Annotated in this window: 20 protein-coding genes and 1 other RNA gene; 13 read left to right on the top strand and 8 right to left on the bottom strand. The window is 71.1% G+C overall.

Translation table 11 applies throughout. The annotated features are described in order from the left end of the window. Positions 1-126 precede the first annotated feature (126 nt). Positions 127-501, top strand: a transfer-messenger RNA (tmRNA) gene (ssrA, locus tag AMYBE_RS43690). A gap of 228 nt (positions 502-729) precedes the next feature. Here ssrA and AMYBE_RS0125710 read toward each other — a convergent pair. Continuing rightward, positions 730-1515, bottom strand: coding sequence for an IclR family transcriptional regulator (locus AMYBE_RS0125710; RefSeq protein ID WP_020662269.1), 786 nt, complete (start codon positions 1513-1515; stop codon positions 730-732). Positions 1516-1686: 171 nt separating this feature from the next. On the opposite strand from AMYBE_RS0125710, the gene hutH reads away from it, so the two are divergent. From hutH to AMYBE_RS0125670, 9 genes are all read left to right on the top strand, one after another. Next, positions 1687-3213 carry a histidine ammonia-lyase gene (gene hutH / locus AMYBE_RS0125705; RefSeq protein WP_020662268.1) on the top strand — a complete coding sequence of 509 codons (1527 nt, stop codon included), beginning with the start codon at positions 1687-1689 and terminating at the stop codon, positions 3211-3213. Continuing rightward, entirely contained in the window at positions 3213-4871 is a 1659-nt protein-coding gene (gene hutU / locus AMYBE_RS0125700) for a urocanate hydratase (protein ID WP_020662267.1), read from the top strand. The genes hutH and hutU overlap by 1 nt, the downstream gene beginning before the upstream one ends. After that, complete coding sequence (locus AMYBE_RS0125695) at positions 4868-6064, top strand: allantoate amidohydrolase (protein ID WP_020662266.1); 1197 nt, start codon at positions 4868-4870, stop codon at positions 6062-6064. The genes hutU and AMYBE_RS0125695 overlap by 4 nt, the downstream gene beginning before the upstream one ends. Further along, the gene (locus AMYBE_RS0125690; protein WP_020662265.1) at positions 6061-7365 is read left to right on the top strand and encodes a formimidoylglutamate deiminase; all 1305 of its coding nucleotides are present in this window, start codon (positions 6061-6063) and stop codon (positions 7363-7365) included. The genes AMYBE_RS0125695 and AMYBE_RS0125690 overlap by 4 nt, the downstream gene beginning before the upstream one ends. After that, entirely contained in the window at positions 7353-8498 is a 1146-nt protein-coding gene (gene hutI, locus AMYBE_RS0125685; protein WP_020662264.1) for an imidazolonepropionase, read from the top strand. The genes AMYBE_RS0125690 and hutI overlap by 13 nt, the downstream gene beginning before the upstream one ends. Positions 8499-8518: 20 nt before the next feature. Further along, positions 8519-8980 (top strand): serine hydrolase domain-containing protein, encoded by a 462-nt coding sequence (locus AMYBE_RS46725; protein ID WP_027928009.1) that lies wholly within the window; start codon positions 8519-8521, stop codon positions 8978-8980. A gap of 80 nt (positions 8981-9060) precedes the next feature. Beyond that, a complete protein-coding gene (locus tag AMYBE_RS46720) occupies positions 9061-9456 on the top strand; it encodes a hypothetical protein (RefSeq protein ID WP_342663904.1) in 396 nt (131 codons plus the stop codon). 357 nt (positions 9457-9813) lie between these two features. Beyond that, complete coding sequence (locus tag AMYBE_RS0125675) at positions 9814-10944, top strand: inorganic phosphate transporter (protein ID WP_027928008.1); 1131 nt, start codon at positions 9814-9816, stop codon at positions 10942-10944. A gap of 11 nt (positions 10945-10955) precedes the next feature. Beyond that, the gene (locus tag AMYBE_RS0125670; RefSeq protein ID WP_020662262.1) at positions 10956-11177 is read left to right on the top strand and encodes a hypothetical protein; all 222 of its coding nucleotides are present in this window, start codon (positions 10956-10958) and stop codon (positions 11175-11177) included. 104 nt (positions 11178-11281) lie between these two features. Here AMYBE_RS0125670 and AMYBE_RS0125665 read toward each other — a convergent pair whose 3' ends face one another. Together AMYBE_RS0125665 and AMYBE_RS0125660 are read right to left on the bottom strand one after the other, a co-directional pair. Next, on the bottom strand, positions 11282-12010 hold the full coding sequence (locus tag AMYBE_RS0125665; RefSeq protein ID WP_020662261.1) for a hypothetical protein: 729 nt from the start codon (positions 12008-12010) through the stop codon (positions 11282-11284). Continuing rightward, positions 12007-12216 (bottom strand): hypothetical protein, encoded by a 210-nt coding sequence (locus AMYBE_RS0125660; protein ID WP_020662260.1) that lies wholly within the window; start codon positions 12214-12216, stop codon positions 12007-12009. Before AMYBE_RS0125660 ends, AMYBE_RS0125665 begins: the two co-directional genes overlap by 4 nt. An 80-nt stretch (positions 12217-12296) precedes the next feature. On the opposite strand from AMYBE_RS0125660, the gene AMYBE_RS0125655 reads away from it, so the two are divergent. Then, positions 12297-13844, top strand: a complete 1548-nt coding sequence (locus tag AMYBE_RS0125655; protein ID WP_020662259.1) for a sensor histidine kinase — start codon at positions 12297-12299, stop codon at positions 13842-13844. After that, a complete protein-coding gene (locus AMYBE_RS0125650) occupies positions 13841-14488 on the top strand; it encodes a response regulator (RefSeq protein ID WP_020662258.1) in 648 nt (215 codons plus the stop codon). Before AMYBE_RS0125655 ends, AMYBE_RS0125650 begins: the two co-directional genes overlap by 4 nt. On the opposite strand, the gene AMYBE_RS0125645 is transcribed toward AMYBE_RS0125650, so the two are convergent. Beyond that, positions 14460-15599 carry an FAD-dependent monooxygenase gene (locus tag AMYBE_RS0125645; protein ID WP_020662257.1) on the bottom strand — a complete coding sequence of 380 codons (1140 nt, stop codon included), beginning with the start codon at positions 15597-15599 and terminating at the stop codon, positions 14460-14462. The genes AMYBE_RS0125650 and AMYBE_RS0125645 overlap by 29 nt on opposite strands. 52 nt (positions 15600-15651) lie before the next feature. Here AMYBE_RS0125645 and AMYBE_RS0125640 point away from each other — a divergent pair, with 52 nt between their 5' ends. After that, positions 15652-16203, top strand: coding sequence for a TetR/AcrR family transcriptional regulator (locus AMYBE_RS0125640; protein ID WP_020662256.1), 552 nt, complete (start codon positions 15652-15654; stop codon positions 16201-16203). An 82-nt stretch (positions 16204-16285) separates the two neighbouring features. On the opposite strand, the gene AMYBE_RS0125635 is transcribed toward AMYBE_RS0125640, so the two are convergent. From AMYBE_RS0125635 to AMYBE_RS0125620, 4 genes are all read right to left on the bottom strand, one after another. Continuing rightward, positions 16286-17044 (bottom strand): ABC transporter permease, encoded by a 759-nt coding sequence (locus AMYBE_RS0125635; RefSeq protein WP_020662255.1) that lies wholly within the window; start codon positions 17042-17044, stop codon positions 16286-16288. Next, complete coding sequence (locus tag AMYBE_RS0125630; protein ID WP_020662254.1) at positions 17041-17955, bottom strand: ATP-binding cassette domain-containing protein; 915 nt, start codon at positions 17953-17955, stop codon at positions 17041-17043. The genes AMYBE_RS0125635 and AMYBE_RS0125630 overlap by 4 nt, the downstream gene beginning before the upstream one ends. A 116-nt stretch (positions 17956-18071) precedes the next feature. Next, positions 18072-20495: an ATP-dependent helicase HrpB gene (gene hrpB / locus AMYBE_RS0125625; protein WP_020662253.1), complete on the bottom strand. Its 2424-nt coding sequence runs from the start codon at positions 20493-20495 to the stop codon at positions 18072-18074. Next, the gene (locus AMYBE_RS0125620) at positions 20492-21322 is read right to left on the bottom strand and encodes a glutamate ABC transporter substrate-binding protein (RefSeq protein ID WP_020662252.1); all 831 of its coding nucleotides are present in this window, start codon (positions 21320-21322) and stop codon (positions 20492-20494) included. The genes hrpB and AMYBE_RS0125620 overlap by 4 nt, the downstream gene beginning before the upstream one ends. Positions 21323-21384 lie beyond the last annotated feature (62 nt).

Raw genomic sequence — 21384 nt, 5'->3', positions numbered from 1 at the left:
TGGCCGTGTCCGGGGGTGCCAGCCAGGGGGCGAACAGCCATCTTGACGGTGGGGCAAGCCCTACCCCCGGCGGGAACAAACCCGTTGCCGCGCGGGTTATGATGAACAGGTTAAGAACACCTACAAGGGGGTGAACGGTTTCGACTCTGGACGTCGAGTCAAGGGAAGCGTGCCGGTGCAGGCGAGAGACCACCGCAAGCGTCATCGCAAACCAATAAGCGCCAAGGCCAATAGCCAGCGCGACTTCGCTCTCGCTGCCTGATCGCAGTAGAGCAAGTCTGTCGGCCCGGGGTCGCCTCCGACCCGGTCGCCGGCATCAGCTAGGAGGCTTACCGCCAGTCCCGGCCGCGGAGCCTGGTAGGGAAGCAAACAGTGGCTGGGCCCGTCACTTCAGCTTGTTCGCGTGACTGAAGGGGCCAAGTAGAGACAGAGCGGACTGCGCACGGAGAAGCCTTGAGGAGGCGCTAGAGGACCCGGGTTCAATTCCCGGCACCTCCACGCATCAACGGCCCGCGCCCGCACAGGGCGCGGGCCTTTTGCGTTCGCGGGAGCGTCGAGGCGTGGCAGTGCCGTGGCTCTTCGGCGAGCGAGTCCCGGCAGACGAGTGCGCTCCCGGTCCGTGAAGGGCCCCTTTACGGAATCTAGGTCTCTCAAGGGGCCCTTCACGGACTGCGGGGCGGAGCGAGCGGTCTGGCACGGTGGCGATGGGCTGCGCTGAAGAGGGCGTTGTTACGTCGGGCGGGTGCCGCCGATGCTCGACGTGAGCGCGGCGGCCGTCGTGGCTACCGCTTCCGCCAGCGCAGGGAATGTTTCGCTGCATGGCTCGTCGTCCGGGCACAGGTGCCGCAGTGTCACGCTGATCGCGGCCATCGGGCGTGAGCCGTGGTCGAAGACGGCGGCGGCCACCGAGGCGAAACCGGCTGTGACGTGACCGTCCTCGACTGACCAGCCCAAGCGGAGCTCGGTCGCCAGCGTGCGACGCAGCGCGGCCAGCGAGTTCGGGCCGCGCGAAGTACGCAGGACGAACGAGGCGGCGGCCGGGAACAGTGCCCGGACGTGTGCCGCCGGCAGGTGCTGGAGCATGGCTCGGCCGGAGGCGGTCAGGTGCGCGGGCAGGCGCACGCCGACGTCGGTGACCAGGGTTTCCGGCCGAGCTGGGCGTTCCTTGATCAGGTACAGCGACTCGTTGCCGTGCAGGACGCCCAGGTGCGCGGTGTGGCCGATGCGGTCCACCAGTTTGCGCAGCAGCGGTCCGGCCAGGCGTTCCAGCGGGTCGTGGCGGAGGTAGGCCGAGCCCAGTTCGAAGGCGGCGATGCCCAGTCCATACCGGCGTTCGGCGGGCAAGTGCGTCACGAAGCCGGTCGTGGTCAGTTCGTTCAGCAGGTGATACGTCGTGGAACGGGGGAGATCGAGGTCTCTCGCGATGGCTGCGGCCGAGACTGGACCGGCGTGTCCGGCGAGGAGGCGCAGCACGGCGAGGCCGTTGCGCAGGGCGGGAACGTCGGAACTGCTCACTGTCGCCTCCTGTCCGGTCGGTGCGAGGGGACCCCTCGTGCCACTCGTACGGAGTATGAGGGGGCCGTTCGCCTCGGTGGCCGAGGCTCTCGCCACGTATTGTCTTGGATTCCAGACACTACCGCCAACTCCGCTCTGTTGCCGCCGCCCGCCGGGAGGTGCAATGGCGGCATGCCGGAACCAGTCCTCTTGAGCTCGAAGCCGATGACCGCGGCGGAGGTCGTCGACGTCGTCCGCGGGCACGCGCGCGTCGGGCTCGCCGAGGCGGCTGAGAAGAACCTCGCCGCCACCCGCCAGCACATCGAAGACCTCGCGCATGCGACGTCGCCGACTTATGGGGTCTCGACCGGATTTGGCGCGCTCGCCACGCGTCACATCCCCGTCGAGAGCCGTACCGCGCTGCAGCGCAGCCTGATCCGTTCGCATGCGGCGGGCGCCGGTCCGGCGGTGGAGACCGAAGTGGTGCGCGCGCTGATGCTGCTGCGACTGCGCACGCTGGCCAGCGGGTTCACCGGGGTCCGGCCGCAGACCGCGCAAACGCTTGCGGCGCTGCTGAACGCGGATATCACGCCGGTGGTGCACGAATACGGCTCGCTCGGTTGCTCCGGCGACCTCGCGCCACTCGCCGCGGTCGCGCTGGCGTTGATGGGCGAGGGCGAGGTGTTCCACGCCGGAGTGCGGAAGCCGGCGGCGGACGCGTTGCGGGCTGCCGGGATCACACCGGTCGTGCTGGCCGAGAAGGAGGGCCTCGCGCTCACCAACGGCACCGACGGCATGCTCGGCATGCTCCTGCTCGCCGCGGCCGACCTGCACCGGCTGTTCGATGTCGCGGACCTCACCGCGGCGATGAGCGTCGAGGCACTGCTGGGCACGGACCGCGTATTCGCCGCGGACCTGCAGGCGCTGCGCCCGCACCCAGGCCAGGCGACCAGCGCGGCGCGGATCTTCGCGGCGCTGCAGGGATCGAAGATCGTGGAAAGCCACCGCGGTCCGGACTGCAACCGCGTGCAGGACGCGTACTCGCTGCGGTGCTCGCCGCAGGTGCACGGCGCCGCGCGGGACACGCTCGCGCACGCCGAACTGGTCGCGGACCGCGAGCTGTGGTCCGCGGTCGACAACCCGGTGGTGCTCGCGGACGGCCGCGTCGAGTCGAATGGCAACTTCCACGGTGCGCCGGTCGCGTACGTGCTCGACTTCCTTGCCGTGCCGGTGGCCGACATGGCGAGCATCGCCGAACGCCGGACCGACCGGATGCTCGACCAGGCCCGGTCGCACGGCCTGCCACCGTTCCTCGCGCACGACCCGGGCGTCGACTCGGGCCACATGATCGCGCAGTACACCCAGGCCGCGGTGGTCAGCGAGCTGAAGCGGCTCGCGGTGCCCGCCTCGGTCGACTCGATTCCCAGCAGCGCGATGCAGGAAGACCACGTGTCGATGGGCTGGTCCGCCGCGCGCAAGCTGCGCAAGGCGGTCGACGGCCTGACCACCGTGCTCGCCATCGAGCTGCTCACTGCGGCTCGCGCGCTTGATTTCCGCGCGCCGCTCGCGCCTTCGCCGGTCACCGGACGCGTCCGGGAACTGCTGCGCACCAAGGTCGAGGGCCCCGGCCCGGACCGGCATCTGGCACCGGAGATCGCGGCTGCCGAAGAACTCGTGCGGTCGGGCGCTGTCCTGGCCGCGGCCGAACTGGAGGTCTGATGAGCAACCCCCGTGTCGTCCGCGCTGCCCGCGGCACCGAACTCACTGCCCGCTCGTGGCAGACCGAGGCGCCGCTGCGGATGCTGATGAACAACCTCGACCCGGAGAACGCCGAGCGTCCCGAAGACCTCGTGGTGTACGGCGGCACCGGCAAGGCCGCGCGCAACTGGGAGTGCTTCGACGCGCTGGTGCGCACGCTCACCACACTCGGCGACGACGAAACCATGCTGGTGCAGAGTGGCAAGCCGGTCGGCGTCATGAAGACGAACGAATGGGCCCCGCGGGTGCTCATCGCGAACTCGAACCTCGTCGGCGACTGGGCCAACTGGGAAGAGTTCCGCCGGCTCGAAGAGCTCGGGCTGACCATGTACGGCCAGATGACCGCGGGGTCCTGGATCTACATCGGCACCCAGGGCATCCTGCAGGGCACCTTCGAAACGTTCGCCGCGGTCGCGGACAAGCGGTTCGGCGGTACGCTCGCCGGAACGATCACGCTCACCGCCGGCCTCGGCGGCATGGGCGGCGCGCAGCCGCTCGCGGTGACGATGAACGACGGCGTCGCGATCTGCGTCGACGTCGACCAGAGCCGGATCAGCCGCCGGATCGAGCACCGCTACCTGGACGTGCAGGCGGAGTCGATCGAGCACGCGCTCGAACTGGCCGTGCAGGCCCGGGACGAGAAGCGCGGGCTGTCGATCGGGCTGCTGGGCAACGCCGCCGAGATCTTCCCGGCACTGCTGGAAATGAAGGCGCCGATCGACATCGTCACCGACCAGACCTCGGCGCACGATCCGCTGAGCTACCTGCCGTCCGGCGTTCCATTCGAGGAATGGCACCAGCGCGCGGCGGCCGACCCGGCTGGCTTCACCAAGGAGGCCCAGGCCTCCATGGCCAAGCACGTGCGGGCGATGGTGGAGTTCCAGGACGGCGGCGCCGAGGTGTTCGACTACGGCAACTCCATCCGCGACGAGGCGCGCAAGGGCGGGTACGACCGCGCGTTCGAGTTCCCGGGTTTCGTCCCGGCCTACATCCGGCCGCTGTTCTGCGAGGGCCGCGGGCCGTTCCGCTGGGCCGCGCTGTCCGGCGACCCGGAGGACATCCGCAAGACCGACGAGGCGATCCTGGAGCTGTTCCCGGAGAACGAGCGGCTGCGCAAGTGGATCACCCTGGCGCAGGAGCGGGTGCACTTCCAGGGCCTGCCCGCCCGAATCTGCTGGCTTGGCCAGGGCGAGCGGGACCGCGCCGGCCTCAAGTTCAACGAGATGGTGGCCAGCGGCGAGCTGTCCGCGCCGATCGTGATCGGCCGCGACCACCTCGACTGCGGCTCGGTCGCTTCGCCGTACCGCGAGACCGAGGCGATGAAGGACGGCTCCGACGCGATCGCCGACTGGGCACTGCTGAACGCGCTGGTCAACACCGCGTCCGGGGCGAGCTGGGTCTCGATCCACCACGGCGGCGGCGTCGGCATGGGCCGTTCGATCCACGCCGGTCAGGTGACCGTCGCGGATGGCACGCCGCTGGCCGCGCAGAAGCTCGAGCGGGTGCTCACCAACGACCCGGCCATGGGCGTCATCCGGCACGTCGACGCGGGGTACGAGCGAGCGATCGAGGTCGCCGAAGAGCGCGGGGTCCGGATTCCGATGCGGGAGCAGGCGTGACCGCATCCGGGCTGCTCGGCGAGATCGCCGACGTCGGGCGCGACGGCCGACGCGGCGGCTACTCCCGGCACGCGTTCGACGCGCCGGAGCACGACCTGCGCACCTGGTTCGTGGAGCGGGCGCAACAGCTCGGCCTGGACGTCGAGACCGACCGCAACGGCAACCTGTGGGCCTGGTGGGGCACACCCGGCCCGGACGCGGTCGTCACCGGCAGCCACCTGGACTCGGTGCCCGGCGGCGGCGCGTTCGACGGGCCGCTCGGCGTCGCGAGTGCGCTGGCCGCGGTAGAAGCGCTGCGGAACAAGGGTTTCCAGCCGGGCAAGCCGTTCGCCGTCGTGGTGTTCGCCGAGGAAGAGGGCGGCCGGTTCGGCGTGCCGTGCCTCGGCTCCCGGCTGCTCACCGGGACGATCGACGCGGACCGGGCGCGAGCGCTGCGGGACCCGGACGGCGTCACGTTCGCCGAAGCGGCCGCGAAATCCGGGCTGGACGTCGACCGGGTCGGCCCGGAACCGGACCGGCTCGGGCTGATCGGGCAGTTCCTGGAGCTGCACGTGGAACAGGGCAAGGGGCTGATCGACCTCGGCTCGCCGGTCGCCGTCGGCAACACCGTGATCGCGCACGGCCGGTGGCGGTTCTCCTTTTCCGGGCAAGGCAATCACGCCGGGGCGACGCTGCTCGCGGATCGGGCCGACCCGATGCTGCCAGCAGCCGAAACCGTGCTCGCGGTGCGTCGGCTGGCCCGGACGCGACCGGACGCGCGGGCGACCGTGGGGCGGCTGGTGCCCACGCCGGGCGGGACGAACGTGATCGCGTCCACTGTGGACCTGTGGCTGGACGCGCGGGTGCCGGGCACGTCGACGCCGGAGCTGGTCGAGGACATCACCCGGGCGGCACGGGACGCGGCGGCCGCGGAGGGCTGCGAAATCGCGGTCACGCGGGAGTCGTACTCCGACGACGTGGTCTTCGACCAGCAGTTGCGGCGGTCGCTCGGCGAGTGGCTGGGCAGCCCGCCCGAGCTGCCCACCGGGGCCGGGCACGACGCGGCGATCCTGGCCGGATTCGTGCCGTCCGGGATGCTGTACGTGCGCAATCCGACCGGCATCAGCCACGCGCCGGAGGAATTCGTCGAGGCGGACGACGTCGAGGCGGGCGCGAAGGCGCTGGCCGAGGCGCTGGAGCGGCTCACGAAATGACCGTCTACTGGTGCGAACGGGCCTGGCTGCCCGAAGGGGTCGCGGACGCGGTCCGGATCGAAACAGCCGACGGCCGGATCGTTTCGGCGACGCCGGGCGCAGAAAAGAGCGGGACCGTCCTTGCCGGGCTGACCTTGCCCGGGTTCGCCAACGGGCACTCGCACGCGTTCCACCGCGCGCTGCGCGGCCGGACGCACCACGAGCGGGGCACGTTCTGGACCTGGCGGGAACGGATGTACGCGCTCGCCTCCCGGCTCGATCCCGACGCGTATTTCCGGCTGGCCCGGGGCGTCTACGCGGAGATGGTGCTGGCGGGCTACACGAGCGTCGCCGAGTTCCACTACCTGCACCACGGCCCGGGCGGCACGCCGTACGCGTCGCCCAACGCCATGGGCGACGCGTTGCGGCAGGCGGCGCGGGACGCCGGGATCCGGCTGACCCTGCTCGACACCTGCTACCTCGCCGGCGGCATCGGCGTGCCGCCGGACGAAGTGCAGCAGCGGTTCTCCGACGGTTCCGCGGAGAAGTGGGCAGAACGGGTCGAACTGCTGAAGGAAGACGAGCTGTTCCGGGTCGGCGGGGCGATCCATTCGGTGCGCGCGGTTCCACGGTACGAGCTGCCGGAGGTGAACAACGCGGTACCGGAGAACCGGCCGCTGCACATCCACCTGTCCGAGCAGCGGGCCGAAAACGAGCAGTGCGAGACGGCGTATGGGTCGACGCCGACCGGGCTGCTCTTCGAAAGCGGTGTGCTAGGCGAGCGGCTCACCGCGGTGCACGCGACGCATCTGACCGAGCTGGACCTCAAGCGGCTCGGCGACCATCGGGCCGGTGCGTGCTTCTGCCCGACCACTGAGCGGGACCTCGGCGACGGCATCGGCCCGGCGCGGAGCCTGGCCGACGCGGGGGTGCGGCTGAGCATCGGCAGCGACAGCAACGCGGTGGTGGACGCGTTCGAGGAGACTCGGGCGCTGGAGCTCGACGATCGGCTGGCCTGCGAGGAACGCGGCCGGTTCACCGCGCAGGAACTGCTGGCCGCCGGGACCGACCACGTCACCGCGGGCTGGCCGGAGGTCGGCGCCCTCGCCGCCGGTGCCGGAGCCGACCTGGTCACGGTCGCGCTGGACACGGTGCGCACGGCCGGCATCGAGCCGTCCGGCGTGCTGTTCGCCGCCGGAGCGCCGGACGTCCGTACCGTGGTCGTCGCCGGGCGGGAAGTGGTGCGCGACGGGGCGCACGCGTTGATCGAACGACCGGAAACCGTACTGGCCAAGGAGATCGAGGCGCTGTGGCAGTTCTGATCACCGGAATCGGCGAGCTCACCACGAACGACCCGGAGCTGGGCAAGCTTCGCGATGCCGCTCTGGTGCTCGACGGGGAGACCGTCGCGTGGGCGGGACCGGCGGCGCAGGCTCCGGACGCGGACGAGCGCGTGGACGTCGAAGGCCGAGCGGTGCTGCCGGGCTGGGTGGACAGCCACACCCACCTGGTGTTCGCGGGAGACCGCACCGCCGAGTTCGAGGCGCGGATGGCCGGACAGGCTTACGCGGCAGGCGGAATCGCCGTCACCGTCAACGCCACCCGGGAGGCGTCGGACGAGCAGCTGGCAGCGAACCTGCGTCGGCTTGTCGAGGAAGCGGCCGCGCAGGGCACCACCTGTCTGGAGACGAAGACCGGGTACGGCCTCACCGTCGCCGACGAAGCGCGGTCGGCGCGGATCGCCGCCGAGGTCGCCGACGAGGTGACCTTCCTCGGTGCCCATCTGGTGCCGCCGGGCGCGGCCGCCGAGTCCTATGTGGACTTGGTGTGCGGCGAGATGCTGGACGCGGTCGCGCCGCACGTGCGCTGGGCCGATGTGTTCTGCGAGACCGGCGCGTTCGACGAGGCGCAGTCGGCGCGGGTGCTCAAGGCCGCCGCGGAACGCGGGCTCGGCCTGCGGGTGCACGGCAATCAGCTCGGCGAAGGCCCGGGCGTTCGGCTGGCAGTGGAACTCGGCGCGGCCAGCGTCGACCACTGCACCTACCTGAGCGATGCTGACGTCGAAGCGCTCGCGTCGTCCGACACAGTCGCGACGATCCTGCCCGCGTGCGACTTGTCGACTCGGCAGGCGTTGGCCCCCGCGCGGCGGCTGCTCGACGCGGGTGCGACGGTCGCGTTGGCCAGCAACGCGAACCCGGGTAGCTCGTACACCACGTCGGTGGCGTTCTGTGTCACGACTGCGGTCCTGCAGCTGCGGATGACCGTGGACGAGGCCGTGTGGTCCGCGACCGCGGGTGGCGCGCAGGCGCTTCGGCGGGACGACGTCGGGTACCTGCGCCCGGGTGCGCGGGCGGACGTGCACGTGCTCGCCGCTCCGTCCGCGACCCACCTCGCGTACCGGCCCGGCGTGCCGCTGACACACGCGGTGTGGCGAAAGGGAGAACGGGTGCGGTGAGCGGTCACTAAGGTGGCCGGATGAGCTGGAACCTGCGCGAGCTCATCGCGAAGCACGGCGTCCCGGGCGCACAGGTCGCCGTGCTGGCCGGCGGGGAGATCCATGACCAGGCCGCGGGGGTGCTGAACCTGCGCACGGGGGTCGAGACCACCGGCGACTCGGTGTTCAAGGTCGGCTCGATCACCAAGATCTGGACCGCGACGCTGGTCCAGCAGCTGGTGCACGACGGCGTCCTGGACCTCGACCGGCCGGTGCGCGAGTACCTGCCCGGGTTCCGGCTGCGCGATCCGGCCGCGACCGACCTGCTGACCGCGCGCCAGCTGCTCACCCACACTCCTGGGTGCGTCTCACGCACCCCAATGTGGCATTGGGTGGATCTCACGCACCGAATGTGGCATTGGGTGCGTCGCATGCACCCAATGCCACATTGGGATCGACGCGAACCACTATGTCGACCAGAGACGCAACCCCGACGCGATTGAGAAGTTCGTCGCCGGCCTGACCGAAGCGGAGCGCTTGTTCACCCCAGGCCAGGTGTTCTCCTTATTCCAACAGCGGGTACGTGGTGCTGGGCCGGCTGGTGGAAGTGTTGCGCGGCAAGCTGTTCCACGACGTGCTCCGCGAGCGCCTGGTGGACCCGCTGGGCTTGGCCGCAGTCGCGACCAGTGCGGACGAGGCGATTCTGTGCCGGACGGCGGTCGGCCACCTCGAGACCGATGGCGTAATCCGGCATCGCGGCCTGACCGGGCGGGGCGAGCACCCCAATGTGGCATTGGGTGCATCTCACGCACCCAATGCCACATTGGGGTGGGGTATTGGGTGCATCTCACGCACCCAATGCCACATTGGGGTGGGGTATTGGCGGGGAGGCTTGACGGGTCGTTGGGGTTTTGTAGCAGTGCGGTCCAGGGGCCCCGGGCCCGTTCCGCTGCCGGAAATGGCGGAAATGACCGATTAGCAGAATCGGGTGGCTCCCGCACGGTGAATGCGCTGCCGAGCGCATTGCCGCAGGCGACTGAATACCGTCCGGCCCGGTAGTTCGAAAGTGGGGGCAAGTGCGCCGGGGCAGAATTGTTGCCCCGATGCGACTGTGCGTCCGGGTGTGCGCGCGGGTCCGGCGCGCGAAGGCGACGATGAATGGCGACGATGAATCCCGACCGGTGACCGACCAGCAGGTGAACGGCAAGAAACCGGAGCACTCGGCAAGATCGCGTTCATTCAGAGTTCAACTACTGGACACTCTTCGAGGGATCTGGAGAAGTCTCCGGAATCGGTAGCGTCTATTGCGCAGGACACTCCGAACTGGAGAGCGGGTATGGACTTTTCTCTTATTGTCCTGGTGGTGATCGTCGCGGCACTGGCCTTCGACTTCACCAACGGGTTTCATGACACGGCCAACGCCATGGCCACGTCGATCGCCACCGGCGCGCTGAAGCCCCGGGTGGCGGTCGCGATCTCGGCGGTGCTGAACCTCGTCGGCGCGTTCCTCTCGATCGAAGTCGCGAAGACGATTTCCGGCGGCATCGTGGACGACACGAAAATCGCCCCGGTGGTGATTTTCGCCGGACTGGTCGGCGCGATCGTCTGGAACCTGGTCACCTGGCTGGTCGGGCTGCCGTCGAGTTCGTCGCACGCGCTGTTCGGCGGGCTGATCGGCGCGACCTGGATCGCCTCCGGCGCGGACGCGGTGCACTTCGGCAAGGTCGTCGAGAAGGTGCTGATCCCGGCGATCGCGTCGCCGATCGTCGCGGGCGTCGTAGCGATCGCCGGCACTTTCCTGGTGTACCGGATCACCGCGAAATCGCGGCAGGACGTGGTCGGCAAGGGCTTCAAGACCGGCCAGGTGCTCTCGGCCAGCCTGGTCTCGCTCGCGCACGGCACGAACGACGCGCAGAAGACGATGGGCGTCATCACGCTCGCGCTGATCGCGGGCGGTTCGCTGGCGCCCGGCTCCAGCCCGCCGGTTTGGGTCATCCTCTGCTCGGGCGTGGCGATCGCGGCCGGCACCTACCTGGGCGGCTGGCGGATCATCCAGACGATGGGCAAGAAGCTCACCGAAATCCAGACGCCGCAGGGATTCGCGGCGGAGACGAGCTCGGCGGCGGTCATTCTGGCCTCGTCGCACCTCGGCTTCGCGCTGTCGACCACGCACGTCACCTCGGGCGGCATCATCGGTTCCGGCCTCGGCCGCAAGCTCGCCGAGGTGCGTTGGGGCGTCGCGGGCAAGATGGTGATCGCCTGGGCGCTCACGCTGCCCGCCGCCGCCATCGTCGGCGCGATCGCCGCCGCGGTGTCCACCCGGGGCAGCTGGGGCACGGTCCTGGTCGGCGGGGTCGGGGTGCTGCTGGCGCTGGGCATCTGGCTCGCGTCGCGGCGCAACCCGGTCACGCCGGCCACTGTCAACGACGAGCCGGTGGCGGACGAAGCCGCTCCGGTCGCGGCCTGAGGGAGCACGACATGGCGATCAACTGGGGTGCCCTCGGCATCGTGTTCGTAGTGGCGCTGGCCGCCGCGGTCGTGCTGACCGGCCTGTTCGCGTTCGGCGTGCGCGGCTTGTCCGACCGGGAGGCGGCGCGGGCGCACGGCGGTACCGGCACGGTCCAGCTGACCGGCGCAGTGGTGTGTTTCGCGGTCTGCGCCGCGGTCGTCGGGTACGGGATCTTCCTGATCGTGGCCTGATACCCCCCCGGCCAGCAAGCAGTCCGTGAAGGGCCCCTTGAGGGACTTGGATTCCCTTAAGGGGCCCTTCACGGAATGACCGGAGCGGACAAGTGCGACGAGGGTCAGCCGAGGGCGGCTTCGGCGCGCTCTCGCAGCTCGTCCGGCAGGTCCGCCAGCAAGGGTCGTACCAGGGCGCGGCGCTCCTCGCACAGCTGCGCGAGGAGGTCGACGGCCGGTGCCCACAACGTGTCGTCCCCGGCGGCCGTCCGGACCAGGCCGGGCAGCCGTTGCTCGCCGAGCAGGCCCAGCACGTGGTCGATCCGGCGCTGGTCGTCCAGCACGTATGCGGTGCGCAGCAGACCGGCGTCGTCCAGCAGCCGTACGCAGCGGCGGACGGTCTCGTCGGGCAGGTGGTCCACGAACCGGCCCAGCGTGATCCAGTCCTCGCGGCGGGTCAGTTCCTCGGCGACCGCTACGACGGTCGGCACCGGAATCCGGATGATGATCGCGGTCGCGCGGCGCGGGTCGAGTTCCGTCGCCACCGACGCGAGGAACTTCGGCGAGAGCCGTTTCGCTACATCGACGCCGCGGGCGACGTCGACCAGCCCGGCGATCCGCGCGCACAGCAGCGGGCCGAACACCTTCTCGGCGATTTTCGCGAGCACCGATGCGGGCAGCAGCCTGCTCGCCAGCGCCATCCGCTCCAGCACCACCAGGTTCGCGTCGAACAGCGTCGTCGAGACCTGTTCGCGCAGCAGCCGGACCTCGTAGGAGTCGACGTCGGCCAGGTAACCGAGCCGTTCCGGATCGACGCCGAGCACCCGGGCCAGCTTGAGGATCTCCGGGTTCACAGGCCGACCGCTTTCCGCACCGCGCCGCGCAGCAGTGCGGGCACGTACTTCAGGCTCTCCTCGCCGGCGTGCGCGAGCGCCGTGGACTGCCGGTGCCGGGCCTCCCGCACCGCCGCCGCCAGATCCTGTTTGTGCTGCTCAGAGAGGGCTTCGATGCCGTCCGGCAGCGGGCCGCCAAGCTGTTCGGCCAGGGTGCGCTCCGCCATGGTTGCCATCATGCCGCACGAGGACGTCTTTGACTTTCGTCAGTGGTGACGACGCGCGGGGTCCTTGTAGCGTTTCCAGGATGAAGGAGGTGACCCGGCACCGTTGGCGCATCGCGGTCGACGTGCTGTTGTGGGCCGCGCTGTGCGGTCTCGTCGCGATCGACGCGCTGCTGAAGCCGCACCTCTGGGAGTTCGTCTACGGGATCGTGTCGGTCACCGCGGCGATGGCCACCGCTCGCGCGCTGCCGGTCGTCGCGCTGGGCGTAGCCATGACGACCGCGCTGGTCATCGCGTTCGGCTGGGGCGGCCGGGTGGCGGTCTGGGAGTTCTTCCTCATCGTCGTGACCTCCTACCTCGCCGGCCTGCGGCTGGAGCGGGTGCGCGCGGCGGTCATCGTGTATGCCGCGCTCGCGGTGGCCGCGCTGCCGCTCACGCTGCTGCCGTCGGCGGGCTTCGACGCCTGGGGCGCGGTGCTGGGCACGCTCGCGTTCGGCGGCGTCGCTCCGTGCCTGCTCGGACGCCACCTGCGGCTGCGGCGCGAGCTGGCGCAGGACGGCTGGCGGCGGGCCGAGGAGATGGAGAGCCGGCACCGGCTGGTCGCGCAGGAGGCGCGGCTGCGGGAACGTGCCCGGATCGCCAGCGACATGCACGATTCGCTCGGCCACGAGCTGAGCCTGATCGCGGTGCGGGCGTCGGCGCTGGAAGTGGACAGCCGCCTCGACGACGACCAGCGCGCCGCCGCCGGGCAGCTCCGCGCCGGTGCCGCGACGGCGACCGAGCGGCTGCACGAGATCATCGGCGTCCTCCGACAGGACGCCGCGCCGATCGAGCCGGTGCAGGGCGATCTGGGCGAGCTGATCGACCGGGCGCGGGCGTCCGGGATCGAGATCGAGTCGCAGCTGGACAATCTTGCCGGCACCCCGCCGATGGTCGCGCGCGCGGTCTACCGGGTGGTGCAGGAAGCGCTCACGAACGCGGCGAAGTACGCCCCCGGCGCCGTCGTTTCGGTCGTGGTGACCAGCACCGATGCCGGGACCAGCGTGCTGGTGCGCAACGACCCGCCGCCGGCCGGTCCGTTGCCCGGCGGCTCCGGGCAGCGCGGCTTGATCGGGCTGCGCGAGCGGGTCCGGCTGGTCGGCGGGAGCCTGCGGACCGGCCCGGTGGACGGCGGGTTCGAGGTGGCCGCGGAGCTGCCGCACGAGGCGGCCCCCGCGCCGGAGCCGGACGACGAAGAGGTCGGGCAGGCGGCCCGGGAGCGGGAACGGGCGCGGCGGAACGTGCGGTCGAGCCTCGTGCAGGCGATCCTGGTGCCGGTGGCGCTGTTCGGGGTGGTCCTCGGCGGCACCGGGGTGGCGTATCTGGTGCGCTGGAACGAGTCCGAGCTGGCGCCGGACGCGTACGCGCGGATCCAGGTCGGCGTGCCGCGTTCGGCGATCGCCGACCTGCTGCCGGCGCGGCAGCGCGACTCGCGGCCGGGCGTCAACGTGCCGGCGGAGCCGCCCCGGAGCGACTGCGAGTACTACGGGACCGGCCGAAGCTGGCTCAACTTCAGCACGGCTGTCTACCGGCTGTGCTTTGTGGACGGACGGCTGGCGAGCAAGGACTACTACAGCGAGGACGAACGGTGATCCGGGTACTGCTGGCCGACGACGAGGCGATGATCCGGGCCGGCGTGGCCGCCATTCTGGCCTCGGACAAGGACATCGAGGTGGTCGCCGAGGCGGCGGACGGCCGGGAGGCGGTCGAGCTGGCGCGCGCGAACCGGCCGGACGTGGTGCTGCTGGACATCCGGATGCCCGGTCTCGACGGGCTCGCGGCGGCCGAGGAGATCCGGCGGCTGCTGCCGGAAACCGGGGTGCTGATGCTGACGACGTTCGGCGAGGACGCCTACATCGAACGCGCGCTGGCGCTGGGCGCGAGCGGTTTCCTGCTGAAGGCAGGCGATCCGCGCGAACTGCTCTCCGGTGTGCACGCGGTCGCGGACGGCGCGGCGTTTCTTTCGCCGAAGGTCGCGCACCGGGTGATCACGCGGCTGTCCGGCAGCCGGTTGAGCCGGGCGGCCTCGGCGCGGGACCGGGTGCGCGCGTTGACCGCCCGCGAACGGGAAGTGCTGGTGCTGCTGGCCGAGGGACTGTCCAATGCGGACATCGCGGCGCGGATCTTCGTGGTGGAAGGGACGGTGAAGGCGCACGTGAGCACCATCCTGACCCGGCTGGACGCGCGGAACCGGGTCCAGGCGGCGATCACCGCGTTCGAGGCGGGACTGGTGTGAGCTTCGGCGGTTCCCACCGGCTGACGCTCGCGCCGATCCGGGTGGTGACCGCGGACGGCAGCAGCCGGGTGAACGCGGCGCGGAGCGCGACGGCCGCCGGGTTGCGCAGCAGCGGTCCGCTCGCCCCGGCCCGCATGGACGCTTTGGTGACCTTCTGCGTGCGCGGCCTGCGTTCGGTGTCGTAGCCGCGCAACGCGGCCTCCACAGTGGACTTTCCGGCATGCTCCGCCAGCACCACCGCGTCTTCCAGCGCTTGACAGCCGCCTTGGCCAAGAAACGGCGGCATCGCGTGCGCGGAATCCCCGAGCAGCGCGATCTTGCCTCGGACGTAGCTGGGCAGCGGGGTGGCCAAGTGCTGCAGGTCGTGCCGGAGGATTTCCGGGGTCGCGTCGATGAGCTGCCCGATCGGCTCGTGCCACCGACCGTACTTTTCGCGCAGGTACGCCCGGTTGTCCTCGTGGCCGATCCCGGCGGGCCGGGCCTCGCAGACCCACCAGTACACCTCGTCGTCCGGCAGCGGCAGAATGCCGATCTCGGTACCGGCCGCCCAGGTGGTGCTCAGGCTGGGGGACAGCGGAAGTTTCGCGATCCCGCGGAACGCCGCGCCGCCGCTGTAGGCGACGCGGGCGGCCGGGAACAGCTGCTGGCGGATCGGGCTGTTGATGCCGTCGGCGGCCACGATCAGGTCGGCTTCGAGTTCGCCGTCGTCGCAGCGGACGATGCCGGACGGCTCGGCGGCGGTGACTTCAACGCCGGTTTTCAGAGATTCCGCCGGCAGCGCGGAGCGGAGTGCTTCGATCAGTTTCGCCCGGTGGATCGCACCCAGCGGCAGGCCGTGGCTGCGGACGAAGGCGTCCGCGTCCCAGCTGGCCAGCCGCCGACCGCGCCAGTCGACCAGGCCGCCGCCGCTCTGCGGTGCGATCCGCGCGTTGACGCCGAGCTCGGCGAGCGCGCGTTGCGCGTTGGGCCACAACGAGATCCCCGCGCCGATGGCAGTGAGTTCCGATGCCCGTTCCAGCACGGTGACCTGCCAGCCGACCCGGTGCAGCCCGATCGCCGCGGCGAGTCCGCCGATGCCGCCGCCGACCACGAGCGCGTGTCGCGAAGCCATCCGCCGCCTCCTCTACTTCTGTAGAGGACTCTACACCTGTAGGGTTCGAGGGGTGGAACGGATTGCCGTGATCGGCGACGCGGCGATCGCAGTGATCGCCGCCGAAGGGATGCGCGGGCTGACCCACCGGGCGGTCGACCGGACGGCGGGGCTGCCCGCCGGTTCGACGTCGTACTACGCGCGGACGCGACTGGCGCTGCTGGAACTGGCCGCGGACCGGATGGTCGCGCTGGACGAGGCCGAGGTCGCGCCCCCGCCGGGGAAGCTGGCGGAGTTCCTCGGCGCGGTGGTGCACCGGTCGATCACGGTCGGCCGGACCCGGATGCTCGCGCGGTACGAGTTCGCGCTGGAGTCGGTGCGACGGCCGGAGCTGCGGGCGCGGTACGACGCGGGCGGGGTGGAGTTGCGGCGACGCTGCGCGGAAGTCCTCGCGGCGGCCGGGTCTTCGACGCCGGAGGCGCACACGCGAACGGTGATCGGGTGGATGGACGGGTCGATCTTCGACGCGCTGGCGGGGTCCGGGTCGTTGAACCCGCCGAGGGAGAAGGAGCTGGTCGAGGGAGCCCGGGCGGTGCTGTCCGGACTGGGGCTGGCGGCGGCTTGACGACGACGTAGGGGCGGCGTCCCCCGGCGGGCTTCCGCGGGAGGCGAGGGTCCCCCGGGAGCAGCCGGGGGACCCTCGCCCGTCAAGCGTCGCGCCGCCGCAGCAACGCCGTCCCCGCCGCCAGTCCCGCGATTCCCCAGGCCAGGCAGACCACGATCCCCACCCAAGACTGGTATGGCGGCTCGTTGCCCAGCAACGGATTGACCTCCCCGCCCGGCACCATCGCGTTGGCCCCGGCGAACGCGGGGAAGTAGTCCATCGCTCCCCTGATCACGTATGCCGACACCAGCATCGGCAGCGGCAGCAACAACACCATCACCGTCACCAACGTGCCCGCCGCGCTGCGCAGGGCGAACGAGATGCCCATCGCCAGCAATCCGAGGAACGCGAAGAACGCGCCCATGCCGACCGCGGTCACCGTGCCCTGCGCGACCGAGGTGGGCGCACCGGCCCCGCCCATCGAGACAGTGCTCGCCGCCATGCCCAGCGACGCCACCAGCACGCCGTACCCGAACAGCACTGGAACCAGCACCGCGGCCTTCGCCACGGTCACCCGCGGCCGGACCGGAACCCATTGCAGCGTCGAGCGGATCGAGCCGCTGGTGTACTCGCTGGTCACGAACAGCGTCGCGACCGACACCACGCAGAACTCGACCAAGTACACCGCTCCGGCCAGCACGATGCCGTGCGCCGAGTTCGGATGGCCGTCGCCGAGGTGCTGGGAAACGCCGGAAACGACGGTGTAGAACACCATCAGCAGCGCGCCGCCGAGCAGGCACCACCAGGTGGCGCGCACTGACCAGAACTTCGTCCACTCCGCGGAAATCGCGAGCTTCGTCATGCGGTCACCCCGTATTCCACTGAGCCGGCAGTCAGTTCCAGGTACGCCTGCTCCAGCGAGGCGGTCCGTTCGCCGAGCCCGTGCAGCCGCGTGCCCAGCCGGTGCGCGAGGTCGCCCACCTCGGCGACGCTGACCTCGCGCACGAGCAGCTCTTCGCCTTCGCCTGGCAGCACCGTGCGGCCGTCGGCGCCAAGCCGGTCGGCCAGCCGAGCGCGCTCGACCGGGTCCGGGGCCAGCACCGCGACAGATCTGCTCGAGTTGCCCGCGATGAAGTCAGCGGTCGCCGCGTCGGCCAGGAGTTTGCCCTTGCCGATGACCAGCAGGTGGTCCGCGGTCAGCTGCATTTCGCTCATCAAATGGCTGGACACGAACACTGTCCGGCCCTCGTCGGCCAGCGAACGCATCAGCTGCCGGACCCAGAGGACGCCGTCCGGATCGAGGCCGTTGACCGGCTCGTCGAACATCAGCACTCCCGGGTCGCCGAGCAGGGCGCCGGCGATGCCGAGCCGCTGGCTCATGCCGAGCGAGAACGCGCCCGCGCGCTTGCCCGCGACGTCGCTCAGCCCGACGGTGGCCAGGACTTCCTCGACCCGGCTGGCGGCGATGCCGTTGCTGCGCGCCATCGCCAGCAGGTGTTTGCCCGCGCTACGGCCGGGATGGACGGCCTTCGCGTCCAGCAGCGTGCCGACCTCGCGCAGCGGAAACCGCAGCTCCGCGTACGGCTTGCCGCGGATCAGGACGCTGCCGGAGTCCGGCCGGTCCAGCCCGACTGTCATCCGCATGGTGGTGGACTTGCCCGCGCCGTTGGGGCCGAGGAACCCGGTCACCGCCCCTGCCCCGACGACCGAGGTGAGATTCTTGACAACGGTTTTCCCGCCGTAGCGCTTCGTCAATCCGCGAAACGTGATCATAGGGCGAAGTCTGCGCCCGGGGCAGCGGCGCGGGCATCGGTCGACCGGCCGGGGCGACCCCTGACTTTAGACAAGGGTGGTCGTGCGCGGGAGAACCGGCGGCCACTGACGAAGGGTCAGCCCGAGCGGCGCGTCGGGTGCCGGGTTGGCTTGGCGCTCGCCGGATCCTCCGGCCACGGGTGTTTCGGGTAGCGGCCGCGCAGATCAGCCCGGACCGCCGGATAGCCGTTGCGCCAGAAGGATTCCAGGTCCGCGGTGACGGCCGCAGGGCGGCCGGCGGGGGACAGCAGGTGCAACACCACCGGGACGCGGCCGTCGGCCAGTGCGGGCGTTTCGGTCCAGCCGAACGTTTCCTGCAGCTTCACGGCCAGCACCGGCTGGTCACCGTGGTAGTCCACGCGATAGTGCGAGCCGGACGGGACTTCCAGCCGGTCCGGGGCCAGTTCGTCGAGCCGGGCCGCTTCCGGCCAGGGAAGCAGGCCGCGCAGGGCGGCCCCGGCGTCGATGTTCGCCAGGTCGGCTTGGCGGCGGGCGCGGGAGAGATCCAACCATTCGTCCACAGTGGACAGCAGGGCTTCGTCGGTTGTCGACGGCCATGGCTCGCCCAGGACGCGGTGCAGGAAGTCCAGGCGCTCCCGGAGCCGGGTGCCGTCCTTGGTCCAGCGCAGCAAGCCCAGCCCTTCGGCGCGCAGACCGGTCACCAGCGCGTCGTGCACCAGCTGCGGATCCGGTTCGCGCAACGGCTTCGACGACAGCACGATCGCGCCGAGGCGGCGCACGTGCCGGGCGACCACGTCGCCGTCCCACCGCACCTCGTTCATTTCGGACACCAGGGCCGGCGCGGCTCGGGTCGCCACGGATTCGTCGGCGGCCGCGGCGAGCCGGATGGTCCCGTGCGCGCGGCCCGGGTCGCGGGTGGCTTCGGCGACCGCCAGCCACTCCGCGTCGGCCAAGCCGCTGCCGCTTGGCAGCTCGGCGGCGGTGCCGCTGGCCATCAGGTAGACCGGGGCGGAGCCGGACCGTCGGCGCGCCAGCCGTTCCGGGTGGGCGAGTGCGACGACCAGGGCGGCGTCGGCGGAGGTGCCGCCGCCTGGAGAGTCGACAAGGGACGCCAGCCGCTTCGCTTCCCGTCGCCAGCGGCGAGCCGCATCGTCCTGCGCGGACCGGAGCCGGCGAAGCTCGCCTTCGACGTCGGCGAGAGTCGCACCGACGTCCAGCAGGGCAACGACCTCCGCGGCGGCACGAGTGCCCACGGCCGCCGCGCCGTCGAGCAGGGCACGCGCTAACCGGGGATGCAGGCCCAGGTCTGCCATCTTCTGCCCGCGCGGAGTGACGGCGCCGTCCGCAGTGGTGGCGCCCAAGGTGCGGAGCAGGCTCCGCGCGGCAGCGAGCGCGCCTTCGCCAGGCGGATCCCACCAGGCGAGCCCGCTCCCGTCCGGAGTGGACCAGCAGGCGAGTTCCAGCGCGAACCGGGCGAGTTCGGCGGTGCGGATTTCCGGTTCCGGATACGCGGGCAGGGTCGCCTGCTCGTACTCCGGCCAGCAGCGGTAGGCGCGGCCCGGTCCCTCCCGGCCGGCGCGGCCGGCGCGTTGCTCCGCGACCGCGGCGGAAACCCGCACGGTGGCCAGTCCGGCGAGACCGCGCCGATGGTCGACCCGGGGAACGCGCGCGAGGCCCGAATCCACCACGGCGCGGACGCCCGGCACCGTCAGGCTCGACTCCGCGACGGCGGTCGCCAACACCACTCGCCGGCGGTCGCGCGGACGCAACGCCTCGTCCTGCCTGGCGGCGGAGAGCCGTCCGTGCAGCGGCAGCACATCCGCGTCCAGTGAATTCAGCAACGCAGCGGTGCGCGCGATTTCCCCGGCACCCGGGAGAAACGCCAGCACATCACCGTCCCCTTCGGACAGCGCGGTCCGGACGGCGGAGGCCACTGCCGCTTCCGGACGTTCCCCGCGGACCGGCGCGCGATAGCTCAACGCGACCGGATACGTGCGCGCGTGGGCAGTGATCACCGGTGCCTCGCCGAGCAGTTCGGCCAGCCGTCCGGCCGCGACGGTCGCTGACGTCGCGAGCAGCCGCAGGTCGTCGCGCAGGCCCGCGCGAACGTCGAGCAGCAGCGCGAGCAGCAGATCGGCGTCGAGATGACGTTCATGGCATTCGTCCAGCAGCACCGTGGCCACCCCGGGCAGCTCCGGATCGTGCTGCACCCGCCGCACCAGCAGCCCCGACGTGACCACCTCGATCCGCGTGCGCGACGAGACTTTCCGGTCGCCGCGCACCGCGTACCCGACCGTCTCGCCGACCGGCTCGCCCAGCAGCGCGGCCATCCGCCCGGCCGCTGCCCGAGCGGCGAGCCGGCGCGGTTCGGCGACCACGACCCGGCCGTCGCTGCGATTCAAGGCGAGCGGCACGAGAGTGGTCTTGCCGGTGCCGGGCGGGGCGACGAGCACCGCGGTGCCGTGGTCGTCGAGCGCGCTCAGCACGGACGGCAGCACCGCACGGACGGGCAGGTCCGGCAGCGAGGCGAGGTCGGTCACTGCTCGGTGATCTCCGGTGGCTTCGGCAGCGGGTAGTTCGACGGCCCGATGTTGGCCGCCAGCGACTTCGCCCAGGCACCGGACGACACCATCTTCCGGATGGCGTCGTCGACCGCGCGCTGCCCCTCGGTGTCGCCCTTGCGAAGGCCGACGCCGTACCGCTCGGTGGAGAACGGCCGCCCGGCCACCCTCAGCAGCTCGGGATTCTGCGCGGCGTACCCGGCCAGGATCACCGCGTCCGTGGTGACCGCGTCGACCTGGTTCGCCAGCAGCGCGGTGACGCAATCGGTATAACGCGGGTACTCGACCAGCTGCACCGCCTGCGCGAACTTGTCCTTCACCATCTGCGCGGAAGTCGTGCCGGGCACCGAGCACAGCCGGCGCCCGTTGAGGCTTTCCGGGCCGGTGATGTCCGGTGAGGTGAGCCGCACCAGCAGGTCCTGTCCGGTGACGAAGTACGGGCCGGCGAAGCTCACCTGCTGCTTGCGCTTGTCCGTGATCGAGTAGGTGGCCACCACCAGGTCCACCGCACCCGAGGCCAGGTCGGTCTCGCGGTGCGCCGGAGTGGTCTCGTGCCAGGTGATGCGGTCGGCGTCGACGCCCAGTTCGTGCGCGATGTACGTGGCGACATCGACGTCGAATCCGGCTAGCCGGCCGTCGAGAGTCCGCTGGGAAAGCCCTGGCACGTCGAACCGGACGCCGATGGTCAGGTGGTCGCCGTCACGCGCCCGGGTGGGAAGCGGATCATCCTTCGACACCTGGCCCGACCCGCAGGACACGCACGTGACCAGCAGAAACACTGCAGCGAGCAGTGCGCGCAGCCGCATCGCCGCCCCCGTTCCGCCGGTAGGAGTACTCACAGAGTTCTCAGGTCAGACGGCTAGCCTAA

The organism is Amycolatopsis benzoatilytica AK 16/65, from assembly GCF_000383915.1.
GTDB lineage: Bacteria > Actinomycetota > Actinomycetes > Mycobacteriales > Pseudonocardiaceae > Amycolatopsis > Amycolatopsis benzoatilytica.
The sequence above is the reverse complement of the archived record's forward strand: the minus strand, read 5'-3'. Positions and strand labels throughout refer to the sequence as shown.

Excerpts from the sequence above, each read along its gene's own strand:
- AMYBE_RS0125620 (WP_020662252.1), bottom strand. The coding sequence starts at position 21,322 with ATGCGGCTGCGCGCACTGCTCGCTGCAGTGTTTCTGCTGGTCACGTGC.
- AMYBE_RS0125670 (WP_020662262.1), top strand. The coding sequence starts at position 10,956 with ATGGCGATCAACTGGGGTGCCCTCGGCATCGTGTTCGTAGTGGCGCTG.
- AMYBE_RS0125690 (WP_020662265.1), top strand. The coding sequence starts at position 6,061 with ATGACCGTCTACTGGTGCGAACGGGCCTGGCTGCCCGAAGGGGTCGCG.
- AMYBE_RS0125660 (WP_020662260.1), bottom strand. The coding sequence starts at position 12,216 with ATGGCGGAGCGCACCCTGGCCGAACAGCTTGGCGGCCCGCTGCCGGAC.
- hutU (WP_020662267.1), top strand. The coding sequence starts at position 3,213 with ATGAGCAACCCCCGTGTCGTCCGCGCTGCCCGCGGCACCGAACTCACT.
- AMYBE_RS0125675 (WP_027928008.1), top strand. The coding sequence starts at position 9,814 with ATGGACTTTTCTCTTATTGTCCTGGTGGTGATCGTCGCGGCACTGGCC.
- AMYBE_RS0125645 (WP_020662257.1), bottom strand. The coding sequence starts at position 15,599 with ATGGCTTCGCGACACGCGCTCGTGGTCGGCGGCGGCATCGGCGGACTC.
- hutH (WP_020662268.1), top strand. The coding sequence starts at position 1,687 with ATGCCGGAACCAGTCCTCTTGAGCTCGAAGCCGATGACCGCGGCGGAG.
- AMYBE_RS0125635 (WP_020662255.1), bottom strand. The coding sequence starts at position 17,044 with ATGACGAAGCTCGCGATTTCCGCGGAGTGGACGAAGTTCTGGTCAGTG.
- AMYBE_RS46725 (WP_027928009.1), top strand. The coding sequence starts at position 8,519 with ATGAGCTGGAACCTGCGCGAGCTCATCGCGAAGCACGGCGTCCCGGGC.
- AMYBE_RS0125630 (WP_020662254.1), bottom strand. The coding sequence starts at position 17,955 with ATGATCACGTTTCGCGGATTGACGAAGCGCTACGGCGGGAAAACCGTT.
- AMYBE_RS0125655 (WP_020662259.1), top strand. The coding sequence starts at position 12,297 with ATGAAGGAGGTGACCCGGCACCGTTGGCGCATCGCGGTCGACGTGCTG.